At 72.7% G+C, this 14,168-nt stretch carries 11 protein-coding genes and 1 tRNA gene; 8 read left to right on the top strand and 4 right to left on the bottom strand.

Annotated elements, in window-relative coordinates; genetic code table 11:
• Nucleotides 1-108 precede the first annotated feature (108 nt).
• On the bottom strand, nucleotides 109-696 hold the full coding sequence (locus ACFV6D_RS25450; RefSeq protein WP_380428467.1) for an NUDIX hydrolase: 588 nt from the start codon (nucleotides 694-696) through the stop codon (nucleotides 109-111).
• Nucleotides 693-2,267, bottom strand: coding sequence for a zinc-dependent metalloprotease (locus ACFV6D_RS25455; protein ID WP_380561224.1), 1,575 nt, complete (start codon nucleotides 2,265-2,267; stop codon nucleotides 693-695). Before ACFV6D_RS25455 ends, ACFV6D_RS25450 begins: the two co-directional genes overlap by 4 nt.
• 200 nt (nucleotides 2,268-2,467) lie before the next feature.
• Between ACFV6D_RS25455 and ACFV6D_RS25460 the strand changes: the two genes are divergently transcribed.
• From ACFV6D_RS25460 to ACFV6D_RS25475, 4 genes are all read left to right on the top strand, one after another.
• Nucleotides 2,468-3,616 (top strand): NAD-dependent epimerase/dehydratase family protein, encoded by a 1,149-nt coding sequence (locus ACFV6D_RS25460; RefSeq protein WP_107452871.1) that lies wholly within the window; start codon nucleotides 2,468-2,470, stop codon nucleotides 3,614-3,616.
• A gap of 109 nt (nucleotides 3,617-3,725) precedes the next feature.
• Complete coding sequence (locus ACFV6D_RS25465) at nucleotides 3,726-4,166, top strand: molybdenum cofactor biosynthesis protein MoaE (protein WP_363377185.1); 441 nt, start codon at nucleotides 3,726-3,728, stop codon at nucleotides 4,164-4,166.
• A gap of 274 nt (nucleotides 4,167-4,440) precedes the next feature.
• Nucleotides 4,441-4,632, top strand: a complete 192-nt coding sequence (locus tag ACFV6D_RS25470) for a hypothetical protein (RefSeq protein ID WP_063347895.1) — start codon at nucleotides 4,441-4,443, stop codon at nucleotides 4,630-4,632.
• Between the two features lie 42 nt (nucleotides 4,633-4,674).
• Nucleotides 4,675-5,790, top strand: coding sequence for a PDZ domain-containing protein (locus tag ACFV6D_RS25475; RefSeq protein WP_380561225.1), 1,116 nt, complete (start codon nucleotides 4,675-4,677; stop codon nucleotides 5,788-5,790).
• 81 nt (nucleotides 5,791-5,871) lie between these two features.
• On the opposite strand, the gene ACFV6D_RS25480 is transcribed toward ACFV6D_RS25475, so the two are convergent.
• Nucleotides 5,872-6,453, bottom strand: a complete 582-nt coding sequence (locus ACFV6D_RS25480) for a PPA1309 family protein (protein WP_063347893.1) — start codon at nucleotides 6,451-6,453, stop codon at nucleotides 5,872-5,874.
• Between the two features lie 199 nt (nucleotides 6,454-6,652).
• Between ACFV6D_RS25480 and ACFV6D_RS25485 the strand changes: the two genes are divergently transcribed.
• The 3 genes from ACFV6D_RS25485 (at nucleotide 6,653) to ACFV6D_RS25495 (ending at nucleotide 12,075) form a co-directional block, all read left to right on the top strand.
• Nucleotides 6,653-9,592 carry a UPF0182 family protein gene (locus ACFV6D_RS25485; protein WP_380494505.1) on the top strand — a complete coding sequence of 980 codons (2,940 nt, stop codon included), beginning with the start codon at nucleotides 6,653-6,655 and terminating at the stop codon, nucleotides 9,590-9,592.
• 76 nt (nucleotides 9,593-9,668) lie between these two features.
• A tRNA-Met gene (locus ACFV6D_RS25490) sits at nucleotides 9,669-9,742 on the top strand.
• 356 nt (nucleotides 9,743-10,098) lie between these two features.
• Nucleotides 10,099-12,075 carry a tetratricopeptide repeat protein gene (locus ACFV6D_RS25495; RefSeq protein ID WP_380380228.1) on the top strand — a complete coding sequence of 659 codons (1,977 nt, stop codon included), beginning with the start codon at nucleotides 10,099-10,101 and terminating at the stop codon, nucleotides 12,073-12,075.
• Nucleotides 12,076-12,114: 39 nt separating this feature from the next.
• Here the strand turns inward: ACFV6D_RS25495 and ACFV6D_RS25500 are convergent, their stop codons facing one another.
• Entirely contained in the window at nucleotides 12,115-12,534 is a 420-nt protein-coding gene (locus ACFV6D_RS25500; RefSeq protein ID WP_380561226.1) for a Fur family transcriptional regulator, read from the bottom strand.
• Between the two features lie 103 nt (nucleotides 12,535-12,637).
• Here ACFV6D_RS25500 and ACFV6D_RS25505 point away from each other — a divergent pair, with 103 nt between their 5' ends.
• Nucleotides 12,638-14,113 (top strand): catalase, encoded by a 1,476-nt coding sequence (locus ACFV6D_RS25505; protein ID WP_380380226.1) that lies wholly within the window; start codon nucleotides 12,638-12,640, stop codon nucleotides 14,111-14,113.
• Nucleotides 14,114-14,168: the final 55 nt, after the last annotated feature.

The raw sequence follows: 14,168 nt of genomic DNA on the forward strand, positions 1-14,168 counted from the left end.
CGGGGGGGGGGGGGGCGGCGCGAGCCCGCGGGCGGCCGCCCGGCGCCGCTCCACACCCGGCGGGGCGCCGCGCCCCGCCGCCCCCCCCCCCCCTCTTCGGGTTTCACCTCAGCTGGTCAGCCGACGGGCCCGTGCCACCAGGTCCCGCACCGAGTGGTCGGTCAGCTCCGGCAGCCGGTCGTAGTCGAACCAGCGCAGGTCCAGCGACTCCTCGCTGATCAGCGCCTGCGCACCGGCCGGGGCCACCGCGATGTACTGGACGTCCAGGTGGGTGTTCTCCGGCCGGTCCTTGCCGGTGCAGCGGACCAGGTGCCGGTCCAGCTTGGCCGGCACCGGGACGCCGTCCACCTCCAGCAGGGACAGGTCGGGGATGCCGGACTCCTCGACGGCCTCCCGCAGCGCCGCCGACGCGAGGTCCCGGTCGTCGGGCTCGCAGTGCCCGCCCATCTGCAGCCAGATGCCGACCTTGGGGTGCAGGGTCAGCAGCACCCGCCCGGCCGCCGGGTCGACGACCGCCGCGCTCGCGGTGATGTGCGCGGGCAGGCAGGACCGGTACAGGCCCTCGGGCTGCTCGGCCAGGTGCGCCAGGTAGTCGAGCCGCAGCCGGTCCTGCTCCTCGTCGGCGGGGCGCCACCCGGTCAGGGTGCGCACGGCGTCCGCGTGCAGGGACGTCGCCCCGGTTTCGGTGGCCGTCATGCGGTGGGCTCGCCCTTTCCGTTGGTGCCGTCGCCGTCCTGCTTCGGCTCGTCGCTCTTCGCCGGCCCGTCGTTCTTGGTGAGGTCCGGCTTGGCGGCGGTGCCGCCCGCGGCGGCCTCGCCGAGCAGCTTGTCGATCGCGTCGAAGTCGAGGCCGCCCTCCAGGTCGCCGGTGCCCCGGTGCACGAAGGCGTCCGGGTCGTCCAGGTCGGCGGCGGTGGGCAGCATGTCCGGGTGCTGCCAGAGCGCGTCGCGGCCCTCGATGCCGCGCGCGTCGGCGAGCAGCGCCCACAGCCGGGCGGCGTCGCGCAGCCGGCGCGGGCGCAGCTCCAGGCCGACCAGGGTGGCGAAGGTCTGCTCGGCGGGCCCGCCGGCGGCGCGGCGGCGGCGGACGGTCTCGCGCAGCGCGCCGGCCTGCGGCAGGTGCGGTTCGGCGGCGGCGTGCACGACCGCGTCGACCCAGCCTTCGAGCAGGGCGAGCGCGGTCTCCAGGCGGGCGAGCGCGGCCTTCTGCTCGGGGGTGTCCTCGGGCTGGAGCAGCCCGCCGGCCAGCGCCTCCTGGAGCGCCTCCGGGTTGTTCGGGTCGAGCTGGCCGACGAGCTCCTCCATCCGGGAGGTGTCGACCTTGATGCCGCGGGCGTAGGCCTCGACGGCGCCGAGCAGGTGGGCCCGCAGCCACGGCACGTGGGCGAAGAGCCGCTGGTGGGCGGCCTCGCGCAGGGCGAGGTAGAGCCGGACTTCGTCGGCGGGCACGTTCAGGCCCTCGCCGAACTCGGCGACGTTCTGCGGCAGCAGTGCGGCCTTGCCGGCCGGGGCGAGCGGCAGGCCGACGTCGGCGGAGCCGACCACCTCGCCGGCGAGGGCGCCGAGCGCCTGGCCGATCTGGGTGCCGAACATGGCGCCGCCCATGGAGCGCATCATGCCCATCAGCGGGCCGGCCATGGCCTGCATCTCCTCGGGCAGGACGCCGCCCATGGCGTTGCCGACCCGCTCGGCGACCGGGTCGACGAGGTCCTTCCAGACCGGGAGGGTGGCCTCGATCCACTCGGCGCGGCTCCAGGCGACGGCGGAGGCGGCGCCGGAGGGGAACTCGGTGACGCCGTCGAGCCACAGGTCGGCGAGCCGGACGGCCTCGGCGACGGCGGAGTGCTCGGCGGCGCTGACCGAGCGGTCCTTGCTCTTGCCCTCGGCGGGTTCGGCGACGACGCTCTGGCGGGCGATGTTCTTGGCGAGGTCCCAGTTCACCGGGCCGCCCTCGAACGAGAGCATCTGCCCGAGCTGCTGGAACGCGCTGCCGAGGTCGTTGGGGTTGAGGCCGCCGAACATCGCGGCGAACGGGTTTTCGGCCCCGCCGGGGCCGCCCGGGGCTCCGCCGCCGGGCATGCCGGGCATGCCGGGCATGCCGAACAGGGCGCCGAACGGGTTGCCGGCGCCGAAGCCGAACGGCTGCGCGCCGCTCTGGTCGGAGCCTGCGGGGCCCTGGTCCTTCTTCTGCTGCTCGTTGTCGGGCTTGGCCTTGCCGTCCTCGGGCTCCTCGGGCGGAACGCCGAATCCGAAGGGAAGGTCGCTCACGGGGTCCTCGATCCGGTCGGCCGTCATACGGGTGTGGCGGGAAGTGCTGCCCGCCCGGGGCACCAGCGGAGTGGGGGACTCGTGGGCGGCTCCAGTGCGGCAGGCCCGCGCCGGGTGCACCGCCGGGCCTTCGCCTCGGGCAGGATGGACGTACGTGACACACGTCCGTACGCACATAAGCTAACCGTGGAGGATGGTCGGTGAGTTCCCCGCCTTCGGACGTTCGCTCTGGGCTGACCGGAGACGAGGACGCCCCGGACATCACGGCGTCGCCGCCTCCAGCCTACGGCGGACGGCCGCTGACCGTGGCCGTCACCGGTGCCGCCGGCGTGATCGGCGAGCGGGTCGCGGCCCGTCTGGTCGCCTCGCCGCACGTGCGCAGGGTGCTGGCGGTGGACGACCGGCGCGGTGAGGTGCCGGGTGTGCAGTGGCGGGTGCTGGACGTGCGGGACCCCGCGGTGGCCGAGCGGTTGTCCGGGGTGGACGTGGTGGTGCACCTGGCGATGGACTTCGGCATGGAGTCGGATCCGCGCGCCCGCAGCGCCTACAACGTGCGCGGCGCGCAGACCGTGCTGACGGCGGCCGCGGCCGCCGGGGTGCACCGGGTGGTGCTCTGCACCTCCGCGATGGTCTACGGCGCGCTGGCCGACAACGAGGTGCCGCTGGCCGAGGACTCCGAGCTGCGGGCGACCGAGGAGGCCTCGCTGGTCGGGGACCTGCTGGAGATCGAGCGCCTGGCCCGCCGGGCGCCGCGCGCCCACCCGGGGCTGCAGGTGACGGTGCTGCGTCCGGCGGTGGTGGTCGGTCCCGGCGTGGACACCGTGCTGACCCGGCACTTCGAGGCGCCGCGGCTGCTGGTGGTGGCCGGTTCCCGCCCGTGCTGGCAGTTCTGCCACGTGGACGACCTGGCGGCGGCGCTGGAGTACGCGGCGCTGGGCCTGGTGGAGGGCGAGGTGACGGTCGGCTGCGACGGCTGGCTGGAGCAGGAGGACGTGGAGCGGCTGTCGGGGATCCGGCGGATGGAGCTGCCGGCCTCGCTGGCGCTGGGCACCGCGGCCCGGCTGCACCGGCTGGGCCTGACCCCGGCCCCGGCGGGGGACCTGGCCTACACGATGTACCCGTGGGTGGTGTCCGGCAGCCGGTTGCACGAGGCGGGCTGGCGTCCGGAGCACAGCAACGAGCAGGTGCTGGCCGAGCTGCTGGGCCAGGTCGCGGGGAAGCACGCGGTGGCCGGGCGCCGGCTGGGCGGCAAGGAGGCCGCGACCAGCCTGGGGGCGGCCGGGGCGACGGTGGCGCTGGTCGGTACGGCCGCGCTGGTGCGCCGGGCCCGCAAGCGGCGCCGCTTCTGAGGCCGGCGGCCCCGAGGGCCGGAGCAGGTTTTCTCACGATGCGGAATCCCACCATCGTGATGCGGAACCTGCTTGCCTCAAACCACCCGGGATGGGGAATCATGGGGGCATGCCCGAGAACCAGGACCCCATCCGCCTGCTCGCCGTCCGCGACACCCCGCTCTCGCTGGACGAGGTGTACGAGGCGGTCGGCGACGACGCGGCCGGCGGGACGACCGTCTTCGTCGGGACGGTCCGCGACCACGACGGCGGCAAGTCGGTCACCGCGCTGGAATACAGCTGCCACCCCACCGCCGAGCAGGAGATGCGCCGGATCGCGGAGAAGGTCGTCGCCGACTTCCCGGTGCGGGCGCTGGCCGCGGTGCACCGGGTCGGCCGGCTGGAGATCACCGACAAGGCGGTGATCGTCGCCGTGTCCTGCGCCCACCGGGGCGAGGCCTTCGCGGCCGCCCGGCGGCTGATCGACGACCTCAAGCACGAGGTGCCGATCTGGAAGCACCAGGTCTTCGCCGACGGCGAGGAGGAGTGGGTCGGCGCCGGCAGCTGCTGACCCGGGCGCCCCCTGTGGACCGGACCGGACCGGACCGGACGGGACTTAAAGGGGTCCGAAGGGGTCGATCGGCTGCGGAGAGTCGCCATCGGTGCACGGAATGCGACGGGCATGTCGGACGGGCCGGGCTCTCACTCGAACGGGTCCCGGTCAGTGGGCCGAATACTCCCTGGCAGTGAGCCGATCGGCCGTCCCGTAACCCGGACGGCGCCGCCCGCGTTGTCCGCCGGAGTGGTTAATCTGCTCATAGACACGACGAGCTGGGAGTACTGATATGGGTGCGCTCGCCTGGTTGATCATTCCGGTCATCGCCGTCCTGCTCGCCGCCTTGTGGGCGGGCTGGGCCCAACGCGCCCCGAGGGCCACGGGGGACCCGGCCTCGCTCGCCGAGCACCGGCGCTTCATGGCCGCGATGGAACGCACCACCGCCGGGAGCACCGCCTCCGAGGACGGTTCCGGCCGGTAGCCCGGGGGGCGTCCGCTCATCCGCGTCCCGTACTGTCGAGGCATGCCACGCCGCTCCGCGACGATGCTCGCTGCCACCCTGCTGCTCATAGCGCTGCTCTGCGTCTCGGTGCTGATGAAGGTGCCGTACACGGAGATGAGCCCGGGGCCGACGTACAACACGCTCGGCAACCAGGGGGGCAAGTCGGTGATCACCATCACCGGGCGCGACTCGTACCCGACCACCGGGCACCTCAACATGACCACCGTCCAGGTCACCGGGGCCAAGTACGAGCCCAGCCTGGTCAACGCGGTGGTCGGGTGGCTGCGCGACGACGTGATGGTCGTGCCGCACGACAACGTCTACCCGAAGGGGCAGACGGACGCCGACGCCAAGAAGCAGAACGCCGAGGAGTTCGCCTCCTCCGAGGACAGTGCCCGCACCGCCGCGCTCAACCAGCTGGGCATCCCGGTCGGCACCGAGCTGATCATCAAATCGGTCACGGCGGGGGCCCCGGCGGAGGGCCGGCTGCACGCGGGCGACCAGATCGTGGCCGTCGACGGCACGCCGGTCAGCACGGTCGAGCAGGTGGTGGCCGCGGTCACCAAGCACAAGCCGGGCGAGTCGGCGGTCTTCACCGTCGTCCCGCGGGTCAAGGACGCGACCGGCAACGGCGGCGCCAACCCGGGGGACCGGACCGACGTCACCGTCCCCACCGTGCGGGCCAAGGACCTCGACCCGAAGGCCCCGGCCGAGCGGGCGGAACTCGCGGTGGTCGGCATCGGCACCACGATCCGGCACACCTACCCGTTCCAGATCGACATCGGCCTCCAGGACGTCGGCGGGCCGAGCGCCGGGCTGATGTTCTCGCTCGGCATCATCGACAAGCTCACCCCCGGCGGCGACCTCACCGGCGGCCGGTTCGTGGCGGGCACCGGCACCATCGACGACGACGGCAAGGTCGGCCCGATCGGCGGGATATCGATGAAGCTGATCGCCGCCAGGGACGCCGGCGCCGAGTACTTCTTCACCCCGTCCTCGAACTGCGCCGAGGCGACCAAGAACATCCCGCCCGGACTGAACCTGATCAAGACGGACACGCTGGACGGCGCGCTGAAGTCGCTGGAGCAGATCCGCTCCGGGCAGACCTCCGCGCTGCCGTCCTGCGCCGTGAAGTAGTGCCGTGAACTAATGCCGCGGCGTAGTGCCGTGGTGTAGTGCCGTGAACGTGGAGTGGTGCGGCCGGGGCGGCCGGGGGGGCTACGAGAAGGTCGCCAGCAGCGCCGCGGTCAGGCCGGGCACCAGGTCCGGGCCGGTCAGCACCTCGCGGGCGACGTCCTTGGAGCGCAGCCGCAGCGCGATCTCCTTCTTGCCGTTGCGCAGCACGGCGGCGGTGATCCGCACCTCCTCGCGCTTGGGGTGGTTGGCCACCCACTCGGCGAGCTGGGCGTCGCTGGCGTTGCGCGGGCGGGTCTGCTCGGAGCCCGGCGGCAGCATCAGGCGCTCGACGACCAGGGCGCAGCCGACCACCGCGTCGGGCCAGGCGATGGTGCCGAGGAACTTGTCCAGCTCCATGCCGGCCGGCAGCTCGTCCTGCTCGACCGGGGTGAGGCCGGCCGTGTCGTCGTCGCCGAGGCCGAGCTGGGCGGCGATCTTCGGGTCGGCCTTGCGCAGGGCGGTGCTGTCCACCAGGGCGAACAGCCGGGCCGGGAGGTCCCAGCCGAGCGTGGCGGCGTACTCGTCGATCTCCAGCGCGGCCCGGGTGAGCGGGGTGGCGGCGGGGAGCTTGGAGACGTCGTCGGGGGAGCCGGGGGAGTTGAGTGCATTGGACGCGTCGGACATGCCTCAATCCTCACACGCCGGGCGGGGGCCCGGGCGCCGGGCGCCGCGAGTGGGCCGGGGAACGGCCGGGACGGGGAACGTCGTCGTAACCGTCTGCTAACGGTGGGAACTCGGCCAAAGCCTGGTTAAGTTTCCCTGAAGACCGACTGACTCCAGTGACTCCAGACGACACAGCTGAGGTGCCACCGTGGTATTCCAGATGCCGGAACGCTCAGGGCCGGGTTTCCGGCGCAGGGTAGGGCCGCCCTCCCGGCGGGCGCGGGTGGCCCTGCTGACCCTGGGCGTACTCGCGGTGCTGTTCCTGCTGTTCGTCATGTTCGCCGGGTTCTGGACGGACTGGCTGTGGTTCAGGTCCGTCCGTTACTCCTCGGTGTTCACCACGCAGCTGTGGACGAAGATCGGCCTGTTCGCGGTGTTCGGCCTGCTGATGGCGGTGATCGTCGGCTTCAACGTCTGGCTGGCGCACCGGCTGCGGCCGCCGCTGTCGGCGATGTCGGTCGAGCAGCAGAGCCTGGACCGCTACCGCTCGGGCCTGGCGCCGTTCAAGCGCTGGGCGCTGATCGGCGTCTCGCTGGTGATCGGCCTGGTGGCGGGCGCCGCGGCGTCCGGCCAGTGGCGGACCTGGCTGATGTGGACGAACGCGACGCCCTTCGGCGAGAAGGACGCCCAGTTCGGCATGGACGTCTCGTTCTACGCCTTCGACCTGCCGTTCTACGAGTTCGTGCTGGGCTTCGCGTTCAGCGCGGTGATCGTCTCGCTGCTGACCTCGGCGCTGGTGCACTACCTGTACGGGGGGCTGCGGCTGCAGGGCCCGGGCCGTCGGGCGAGCGCGGGCGCGCAGGGGCACCTGGCGGTGCTGCTGGGCGTGTTCGTGCTGCTGAAGGCGGTGGCGTACTGGCTGGACCGGTACGCGCTGGCGGTGAAGACCGGCTCCTACAAGGGGGTCTCCGGCTGGACCGGCCTGCGCTACGTGGACGCCAACGCGTTCCTGCCGGCCAAGACGATCCTGTTCTTCGTGGCGATCATCTGCGCGCTGCTGTTCTTCCTGACGCCGGTGCGCCGCACCTGGGCGCCGGCCCTGATCGGGCTGGGGCTGATGGTGCTGTCGGCGGTGCTGATCGGCGGGCTGTACCCGGCGATCGTGCAGCAGTTCCAGGTCAAGCCAAACGAGCAGGCCAAGGAAACGCCGTACATCCAGAAGAACATCGACGCGACGCGGCAGGCGTACGGGATCGCGGACGCGCAGACCACCCAGTACAGCCCGCAGGGGTCGACGACGGCCGAGGCGCTCAAGCCGGACGCGCAGACCATCTCCGACATCCGGCTGCTGGACCCGAACGTCGTCTCGCCGACCTTCCAGTCGATCGAGCAGCAGCGCAACTACTACGCCTTCCCGAACACCCTGGACGTGGACCGCTACGGCTCCGGCACGGACAAGCAGGACACCGTGATCGGTCTGCGCGAGCTGGACCTCAACGGCGTGCAGCGCAACTGGATCAACGACCACTTCAAGTACACCCACGGCTACGGCGCGGTCGTCGCCAAGGGCAACCAGGTCAGCGACAAGGGCGAGCCGGTGTTCACCGAGTCCGGCCTGCCGGCCACCGGTGCGCTGGGCGACTACCAGCAGCGGATCTACTACGGCGAGAAGACGACGTCGTACTCGATCGTCGGCGGCTCGAACAAGGAGATCGACTACACCACCAAGACCGGCGAGAACAAGGAGTACACCTACACCGGCAACAGCGGTGTCTCGCTGGACAACCCGATCACCCGGGCCGCGTACGCGGTGCGCTTCGCCGAGCCGCAGATCCTGTACGCGGGGGCGATCACCGACGGCGCGAAGGTGATCTACAACCGGACGCCGAAGGAGCGGGTGGAGAAGGTCGCCCCGTGGCTGTCGATCGACGCCGACGCGTACCCGGTGGTGCAGGACGGCCGGGTGGTCTGGGTGCTGGACGGCTACACCACCTCGGACGGCTACCCGTTCTCGTCGAAGACGACGCTGGGCACCGCGACCAAGGACTCGCTGACCAACCAGCGCGGTGAGCTGCTGACCGTCGCCAACCAGGTCAACTACATCCGCAACTCGGTCAAGGCCACGGTGGACGCCTACACCGGCGAGGTGAAGCTCTACCAGTGGGACGAGCAGGACCCGGTGCTGAAGACCTGGATGAAGGCGTTCCCCGGCACCGTCGAGCCGAAGGCGGACATCCCGGGCACGCTGCTGCCGCACCTGCGCTACCCGCAGGACATGTTCAAGGTGCAGCGCGACCTGCTCGGCCAGTACCACGTGACCGACGCCAACTCCTTCTTCAACGGCAGCGACATCTGGCAGATCCCGGTCGACCCGACCAGCGACACCAAGCAGGTCCAGCCGCCGTACTACGTGACGGTGCGGATGCCGGACCCGCAGGTCACCTCGGCGAGCTTCTCGCTGACCACGACCTTCGTGCCCAACGGCCGCCCGAACCTGGCCGCGTTCATGGCCGTCAACGCCGATCCGGGGCCGGACTACGGGAAGATCCGCATCCTGAAGATCTCGGGGGACAACAGCGCCCCCGGCCCGGGCCTGGTGCAGTCGACGTTCAACTCCCGGCAGGAGGTGGCCTCGCAGATCTTCGCGCTGAAGAGCGGCGGTGACACCGAGCTGGAGTACGGCAACCTGCTGACCCTGCCGGTCGGCGGCGGGCTGCTCAACGTCGAGCCGGTGTACGTGCGCGGACGCGGCGCCAAGTACCCGACGCTGCAGAAGGTGCTGGCGGTGTACGGGAACGACAACGTGGCGTTCGAGAACACCCTGGAGGACGCGCTGAAGAAGGTGTTCGCCGGGGCGGCCCCGGGGACCACGCCGACCGCGCCGTCCACGCCGAACAACCCGGGGACGCCCACCAACCCGGGGACGGCGGCGCCGGGCGGGACGATCTCGCCGGAGCTGCAGAAGGCGCTCGGGGACGCGGAGAAGGCGTACAACGACAGCCAGACCGCGTTCAAGAACGGCGACTGGGTGGCCTACGGCAACGCCCAGAAGGCGCTGGGCGACGCGCTGAAGGCGGCCGAGGCGGCCCGCGGCGGGAGCCCGGTGCAGGCCCCGACGCCGGGTACGACCCCGGGCGCGACGCCGTCCGGACAGCCGTAGCCGTAGTCGCGGCCCGCTGAGCTGCGGCAACCGATTCCTGTTCCACCCCGCACCCGTGCTATGGTTCAACTACCGACGCGGGGTGGAGCAGCTCGGTAGCTCGCTGGGCTCATAACCCAGAGGTCGCAGGTTCAAATCCTGTCCCCGCTACTCAGTGGACAGAGGCCCGGAGGATTCTTCCTCCGGGCCTCTGGCGTTTTCCCCCCGAAGCGGCGGGAACCGCTCCGGTACCATCAACCGTCGCCAACGACGACGGCAAGGGGTTTGTGGGGTCCGAGTGTCGGGAAATCGACAAAGCGCCGAAGCAATTTCGTCGGCTTCGGGTCGGCCCCGCCCGAATTCGGCCGGGGCAGGTGTACGCGGGTTGCGGGTGGTGCGACGATGGGACACATGGGGGACGGTGCGCGGCTGCTGACCGGCCGTCGGTTCCGGCGCCTCCCCTGGGGGTCCCCCCGGCCGCGGGCCGGGGCACGATGCCGCGACACTCTGGGGGAGCGGGAGTCGGCATGAGGCTGATCGGCAAGAACGGGTCAGGCACCAAGTCCGCGGCGGCCACCGAGGCGGACACCGACGCCTGGGCGGAGAGCCCCGAGAGCCGCCCCGGAGCCCTGCCCGCCCAGCGCACCAGCGGCCTGTCCGAGCGTCCCCCGGTCGCCGGCTACGGCCCCGACAGCCTGGTCCACGTGTCCACCCGTCAGTTCGCCGACGCCGTCCGCCCGTACGGGCCCGACGGCGCCGCCGCCGACGGCCCGAACGCCGCCGCGCTCGACCCGGCCGGCCTGGACACCACCAGCTTCGAGACCGCGCTGGCCGCCCGCGAGAGCGCCGCGCTGGAGGCCCGCCACCGGCAGGCCGCCGACGACGGCGACCCGGACGCCGCCAGCCGGCTCGGCACCCTGCTGCTGCGCCGCGGCGACCTGGAGGACGCCGAGCCCTACCTGCGCGCCGCCGCGGCCGCCGGGACGCGCGCCGCCGCCAACAACCTCGGCGTGCTGCTGCACCAGCAGGGCCACCGGGCCGAGGCCGCCCAGTGGTGGCGCCATGCCGCGGTGGCCGGCAGCGCCCCCGCCGCGCACGCGCTCGGGCTCCAACTGCGCGACCAGGGCGAGGAGGAGGCCGCCGAGTACTGGCTGCACTTCGCCGCCGACCACGGCCACCCGCTCGGCGCCTACGCGCTGGGCGACCTGATGGAGCACCGGCGCGACGTGCGCGCCGAGCGCTGGTTCAAGGTCTCCGCCGACGCCGGGCACCGGGAGGCCGCCTACCGGCTGGCCCGGATGCGCGAGGCCGCCGGGGACAAGGAGACCGCCGAGGCCTGGTACCGCACCGCCGCCGCCCGCGGCCACGCCCGCGCCGCGCTGCGCCTGGGCGTGCTGCTGGAGGAGCGCGCCGCCACCGACCAGTCGCTGCTGGAGGAGGCCGCCCGCTGGTACCGGCAGTCCGCGCAGAACGGCGAGCCGCGCGCCGCCTGCGCGCTGGGCTTCCTGCTGCGCGACTCCGGGGACCTGGCCGCCGCCGCCGAGTGGTGGCGGGAGGCCGCCGAGGCCGGCGACGGCAACGCCGCCAACGCGCTGGGCGCCCTGCACGCCGGCCGCGGCGAGGCCAAGGAGGCCGAGCGCTGGTACCGCACCGCCCTGGACGCGGGCGACCAGAACGGCGCCTTCAACCTCGGCCTGCTCTGTGTCGCCACCGGCCGCGACCAGCAGGCCGAGCAGTGGTACCGCCGGGCCGCGTACGCCGGGCACCGGGAGGCCTGCAATGCGCTGGCCGTGGTGCTGTTGCAGCGCGGCGAGGAGACCGGCGCCGAGCCGTGGTTCTCCAAGGCGGCCGAGGCCGGCAGCGTGGACGGCGCGTTCAACCTGGGCGTGCTGCACGCCGGGCGCGGCGAGCAGCGGCAGGCCCAGGAGTGGTACGCGCGGGCCGCCGCCGAGGGCCACGGCGAGGCCGCGCTGCAACTGGCCGTCGCCCAGGAGCAGCGGGGCAACCTGGCCGGCGCGCTGGAGCGCTACCGGCAGGCGGCGTCCGGCGGGTCGGCGGAGGGCGCGTTCCGGCTGGCCTCGGTGCTGGACCGGCGCGGTGACGCGGACACCGAGGCCGAGCACTGGTACGCGCTGGCGGCCGATGCCGGGCACCGGCGGGCGCAGGTGCGGATGGGGGTGCGGGCGGCCGAGCGCGGCGCGCTGGAGATCGCCGAGAGCTGGTACCGGCGGGCGGCCGAGGCCGGCAGCCGCAGCGCCGCCTTCAACCTGGGGCTGCTGCTGGCCCGGCAGGACCGCGAGGCGCAGGCGATGCTCTGGTACACCAGGGCGGCCGACGCCGGGCACGGGCGGGCGGCGCTGCGCCTGGCGCTGCTGGCGCTGCGCCGGGGGGAGCCGGTGCAGGCGGAGAACTGGTGCCGCCGGGCGGCCGACTACGGGCCGGCCGAGGTGGCGGAGCGGGCCGGGCGCCTGCTGGGCGCGCTGCACGCGGAGTTGAGCGCGTAGGGCGGGTGCGGCGGTTCCCGCCGGGCGGGCGGGGCCGCGTTACGGCGTGCCCGTGCAGTCCGGGCACAGGCCGCGGTAGGTGACCTCGGCGGTGGTGACGGTGAAACCGAAGCGTTCGCCGGCCGGGAGGGCGGCGAGGGGGTCGCCGTGCGGGTGGACGTCGCGGATGGCGCCGCAGCCGGAGCAGACCAGGTGCTGGTGGGCGCGGTGGGCGTTGGGGTCGTAGCGCTTGGCGCGCCCGTTGGTGGCGACCTCCAGGACCTCGCCGAGGCCGACCAGTTCGCCGAGGGTGTTGTAGACGGTCGCGCGGCTGATCTCGGGCAGGCGGGCGACGGCGCGGGCGTGCACCTCGTCCGCGGTGAGGTGGACGTGGTCGCCGTCGAGGACCTCGGCCACGACCCGGCGCTGTGAGGTCAGCCGCCAGCCGCGTCCGCGAAGTCGTTCCAGCAGGTCGTTCATGGGAACAGGGTAAGTCACGCTCTTAGATTGGTTCCAGTGTTGACTTGGACAAAGTCCAAGTTAGGATCGAGTCGTCACGACCGGATAACGCGGAGGCCCTCTTATGACGACCCAGGACGAGCTGCGCCCCACCCTCACCACGGAGGCGGGTGCCCCCGTCGCCGACAACCAGAACACCGAGACCGCGGGCCCCGGCGGCCCGGCGCTCATCCAGGACCAGCAGCTCTTCGAGAAGCTCGCGCACTTCAACCGCGAGCGGATCCCGGAGCGCGTGGTGCACGCCCGCGGCGCGGCGGCCTACGGCACCTTCACGGTGACCGCCGACCTGGCGCCCTACACCCGGGCCTCGTTCCTGTCCGAGGTCGGCAAGCAGACCGAGGTCTTCCTGCGGTTCTCCACCGTGGCCGGCAACCTCGGCTCGGCCGACGCGGTGCGCGACCCGCGCGGTTTCGCGCTGAAGTTCTACACCGAGGAGGGCAACTACGACCTCGTCGGCAACAACACCCCGGTGTTCTTCATCAAGGACGCCGTGAAGTTCCCCGACTTCATCCACACCCAGAAGCGCGACCCGTACACCGGCTCCCAGGAGGCGGACAACGTCTGGGACTTCTGGGGCCTGTCGCCCGAGGCCACCCACCAGGTGACCTGGCTGTTCGGCGACCGCGGCATCCCGGCCAGCTACCGCCACCTCAACGGCTACGGCTCGCACACCTTCCAGTGGCAGAACGAGGCCGGCGAGCACTTCTGGGTCAAGTACCACTTCAAGACCGACCAGGGCATCAGGAACCTCACCCAGGACGAGGCCAACCGGCTGGCCGGCGAGGACCCGGACAGCCACCAGCGCGACCTGCGCGAGTCGATCGAGCGCGGTGAGTTCCCCAGCTGGACCGTGCAGGTCCAGATCATGCCGGCGGCCGACGCGGCGCAGTACCGCTTCAACCCCTTCGACCTCACCAAGGTCTGGCCGCACGCCGACTACCCGCCGGTCGAGATCGGGCGGCTGGAGCTCAACCGCAACCCCGACAACGTCTTCGCCGAGGTCGAGCAGTCGATCTTCTCCCCGTCGCACTTCGTGCCCGGCATCGGCCCGTCCCCCGACAAGATGCTGCAGGGCCGCCTGTTCGCGTACGCGGACGCCCACCGCTACCGCGTCGGCATCAACGCCGACCACCTGCCGGTGAACCGCCCGCACGCCACCGAGGCGCGCACCAACAGCCGCGACGGCCACCTGTACGACGGCCGCCACGGCCGCCAGAAGAACTACGAGCCGAACAGCTTCGGCGGCCCGGTGCAGACCGGCCGCCCGCTGTGGGCCGCCACCGCGGTCACCGGCGCCACCGGCAACCACGAGGCGCCCTCGCACGCCGAGGACGACGACTTCGTGCAGGCCGGCAACCTGTACCGGCTGTTCTCGGAGGACGAGAAGCAGCGGCTGATCGCCAACCTGGCCGGCTTCATCGCCAAGGTCTCCGCCGACCGCGAGGACATCGTCGAGCGGGCGGTCGACAACTTCCGCAAGGCCGACGCCGACTACGGGCAGCGGCTGGAGACGGCCGTCCGGGAACTGCGCAAGCAGTAGCCGGGACGCGCCCCGATGAGCGGCGGGCCCGGTCGACCAGAGGACTGGTCGACCG

Source organism: Kitasatospora sp. NPDC059812 (assembly GCF_042732075.1).
In the GTDB taxonomy this organism is placed as follows: domain Bacteria; phylum Actinomycetota; class Actinomycetes; order Streptomycetales; family Streptomycetaceae; genus Kitasatospora.

Coding starts and splice junctions, on each gene's coding strand:
- ACFV6D_RS25450 (WP_380428467.1), bottom strand. CDS start 696: ATGACGGCCACCGAAACCGGGGCGACGTCCCTGCACGCGGACGCCGTG.
- ACFV6D_RS25465 (WP_363377185.1), top strand. CDS start 3,726: ATGCCCGAGAACCAGGACCCCATCCGCCTGCTCGCCGTCCGCGACACC.
- ACFV6D_RS25470 (WP_063347895.1), top strand. CDS start 4,441: ATGGGTGCGCTCGCCTGGTTGATCATTCCGGTCATCGCCGTCCTGCTC.
- ACFV6D_RS25475 (WP_380561225.1), top strand. CDS start 4,675: ATGCCACGCCGCTCCGCGACGATGCTCGCTGCCACCCTGCTGCTCATA.
- ACFV6D_RS25480 (WP_063347893.1), bottom strand. CDS start 6,453: ATGTCCGACGCGTCCAATGCACTCAACTCCCCCGGCTCCCCCGACGAC.
- ACFV6D_RS25485 (WP_380494505.1), top strand. CDS start 6,653: ATGCCGGAACGCTCAGGGCCGGGTTTCCGGCGCAGGGTAGGGCCGCCC.
- ACFV6D_RS25495 (WP_380380228.1), top strand. CDS start 10,099: ATGAGGCTGATCGGCAAGAACGGGTCAGGCACCAAGTCCGCGGCGGCC.
- ACFV6D_RS25500 (WP_380561226.1), bottom strand. CDS start 12,534: ATGAACGACCTGCTGGAACGACTTCGCGGACGCGGCTGGCGGCTGACC.
- ACFV6D_RS25505 (WP_380380226.1), top strand. CDS start 12,638: ATGACGACCCAGGACGAGCTGCGCCCCACCCTCACCACGGAGGCGGGT.